1 tRNA gene and 2 rRNA genes (1 of these 3 cut by a window edge) are annotated in these 3,245 nt (G+C 52.9%); all 3 read right to left on the bottom strand.

The features are described from left to right. A tRNA-Met gene (locus EGN72_RS00555) sits at window positions 1-77 on the bottom strand. 102 nt (window positions 78-179) lie between these two features. After that, a 5S ribosomal RNA gene (rrf, locus tag EGN72_RS00550) occupies window positions 180-294 on the bottom strand. A 176-nt stretch (window positions 295-470) separates the two neighbouring features. Further along, window positions 471-3,245 (bottom strand): 23S ribosomal RNA (locus EGN72_RS00545) (it continues 77 nt past the right edge of the window).

Genomic DNA, 3,245 nt, shown 5'->3' with positions numbered 1-3,245 from the left:
TGGTTGCGGGAGTAGGATTTGAACCTACGACCTTCAGGTTATGAGCCTGACGAGCTACCGAGCTGCTCCATCCCGCGACGCTTGGGTTGCGCGTTTTGTTGCGCAGGGCCCTTATGTGCCCCAAGGATATTGATTTGGGGTTTTGGTTTCATCGTTGAGAGATTTACGTTTCTTACTAGGTTTGGCGGTGACCTACTCTCCCACGTCTTAAGACGCAGTACCATTGGCGCGACGGCACTTAACGGCCGAGTTCGGGATGGGATCGGGTGTTTTGCTCGTGCTATGACCACCAAACCGAGAAAGAAACGCCTCCCTGATTGCTCAGGGAGTTACAACATCAGTCGGTATTGCTATGCGGCGTTACCGAATGTTCCATGTTTTTACACTGCCGTCACATTGTGACGTAGTGATGTTTGCTTTTGACTGTCCGAACAGAGGTCAGCTATTGCTGAACCTTGCTGTTTCTGGATCAAATCAAGCCTATCGAGCAATTAGTACCAGTCAACTGAATGCATTACTGCACTTACATCTCTGGCCTATCGACGTGGTGGTCTTCCACGGCTCTCAAGGGAGACCTTGTTTTGAAGGGGGCTTCCCGCTTAGATGCCTTCAGCGGTTATCCTGTCCGTTCATAGCTACCCAGCACTACCATTGGCATGATAACTGGTCCACCAGTGGAACGTTCACCCCGGTCCTCTCGTACTAGGGGCAACTCTTCTCAAGTCTCCTACACCCACGGCAGATAGGGACCGAACTGTCTCACGACGTTCTAAACCCAGCTCACGTACCTCTTTAAACGGCGAACAGCCGTACCCTTGGGACCTGCTCCAGCCCCAGGATGAGATGAGCCGACATCGAGGTGCCAAACGATGCCGTCGATATGGACTCTTGGGCATCATCAGCCTGTTATCCCCAGCGTACCTTTTATCCGTTGAGCGATGGCCCTCCCACTTGGGACCACCGGATCACTATGGCCGACTTTCGTCTCTGCTCGACTTGTCAGTCTTGCAGTCAGGCTGGCTTCTGCCATTGCACTCAACGAGCGATTTCCGACCGCTCTGAGCCAACCTTCGCGCGCCTCCGTTACACTTTAGGAGGCGACCGCCCCAGTCAAACTACCCACCACGCAGGGTCCCGGACCCGGATAACGGGCCGCGGTTAGACATCAAGAGTAAGAAGGGTGGTATCTCAAGGAAGGCTCCACGAGGACTGGCGTCCCCGATTCAATGCCTACCACCTATCCTGCACATCTCAATCCTGATGCCAGTGCGAAGCTATAGTAAAGGTGCATGGGGTCTTTCCGTCTAACCGCGGGAAGTGTGCATCTTGACACACAGTTCAATTTCGCTGAGTCCACATCAGAGACAGCGGGGAGATCGTTACGCCATTCGTGCAGGTCGGAACTTACCCGACAAGGAATTTCGCTACCTTAGGACCGTTATAGTTACGGCCGCCGTTTACTGGGGCTTCAATTCAGAGCTTGCACCCCTCCTTTTAACCTTCCAGCACCGGGCAGGCGTCAGACCCTATACGTCGTCTTACGACTTCGCAGAGCCCTGTGTTTTAAGTAAACAGTCGCCACCCCCTAGTTTGTGCCCCCCGCCCATAGTTGCCTACAGACGGGGCCTCCTTCTCGCGAACTTACGGAGGCATTTTGCCGAGTTCCTTTGATGTGGTTCTCTCAAGCGCCTTGGTATTCTCTACCAGTCCACCTGTGTCGGTTTAGGGTACGGTCTTATAGAGAGGCTATTTCCAGGGACCACTCAGCAGCCCACCCAATCCGATAAGGGCAAACTACCTTCGCGATCCGTCACCATCTCACGGCCCAGGAATATTAACCTGGTTCCCATCGACTACGCCTTTCGGCCTCGCCTTAGGGGCCGGCTTACCCTGCTCAGATTAGCTTTAAGCAGGAACCCTTGGACTTTCGGCGAGAGGGTCTCTCACCCTCTTTGTCGCTACTCATGTCAACATTCTCGCTTCTGATCTCTCCACCGGATGCCTTACAGCCCGGCTTCACAGAAAGAACATTGTGTATGTTACACTCAGACAGGCTGAGCATAAATACACAGCGTTCTATATCACAGAACGCTCCGCTACCACGTGCATTGCTGCACATCCTGAGCTTCGGCTCGTAGTTTGAGCCCCGTTACATCTTCGCCGCAGGACAGCTTATCTAGACCAGTGAGCTGTTACGCTATCTTTAAAGGATGGCTGCTTCTAAGCCAACCTCCTGGTTGTTTTGGCCGTCCCACATGCTTTCCCACTTAACTACGAATTAGGGGCCTTAGCTGCAGGTCAGGGTTGTTTCCCTCTTCACGACGGACGTTAGCACCCGCCGTGTGTCTCCCGGATAGTACTCATTGGTATTCGGAGTTTACTTAGACTCAGTAAGGCTGTGGGCCCCCATCATCCATGTAGTGCTCTACCCCCAATGGTATTCGTCCGAGGCGCTACCTAAATAGCTTTCGCGGAGAACCAGCTATCTCCAAGTTTGATTGGCCTTTCACCCCTAGCCACACGTCATCCAGACCCTTTTCAACGGGTGTTGGTTCGGACCTCCAGTAAGTGTTACCTTACCTTCATCCTGCACATGGCTAGATCACTTGGTTTCGGGTCTGATCCCACGTACTCTGTCGCCCTTTTAAGACTCGCTTTCGCTGCGCCTACACCTATCGGCTTAAGCTTGCTCGTGAGACCAAGTCGTTGACCCATTATACAAAAGGTACGCCGTCAGGACTGATGTCCCTCCGACTGCTTGTAGGCGTCCGGTTTCAGGTACTGTTTCACTCCCCTTGTCGGGGTGCTTTTCACCTTTCCCTCACGGTACTGGTTCGCTATCGGTCAGTAAGGAGTACTTAGCCTTCGGGGGTGGTCCCCCGATCTTCGAACAGGATTTCACGTGTCCCGCCCTACTTAATATGTCCCTTGGAGCTTCGTATACGGGGCTGTCACCCTATATTGCTGGCCTTTCCAGACCATTCTACTCACTCTTCAGGGCTCGGCTGGTCCGCGTTCGCTCGCCACTACTAGCGGAGTCTCTATTGATTTCCTTTCCTCCGGGTACTTAGATGTTTCAGTTCCCCGGGTTTGCTCTAAAACCCCTATGTATTCAGGATTAAAGTACCTGTTTCAGCCCATTATAAGCTGCCCCCAAATTACTTCAGGTGCAATTATAACGAACTGTCAGGTGGGTTTCCCCATTCGGAGATCTGTGGGTCAAAGCCTATTCCCGGCTCACCACA

The sequence above is a fragment of the Pseudorhodobacter sp. E13 genome (assembly GCF_003991405.1).
In the GTDB taxonomy this organism is placed as follows: domain Bacteria; phylum Pseudomonadota; class Alphaproteobacteria; order Rhodobacterales; family Rhodobacteraceae; genus Pseudorhodobacter.
The sequence above is the reverse complement of the archived record's forward strand: the minus strand, read 5'-3'. Positions and strand labels throughout refer to the sequence as shown.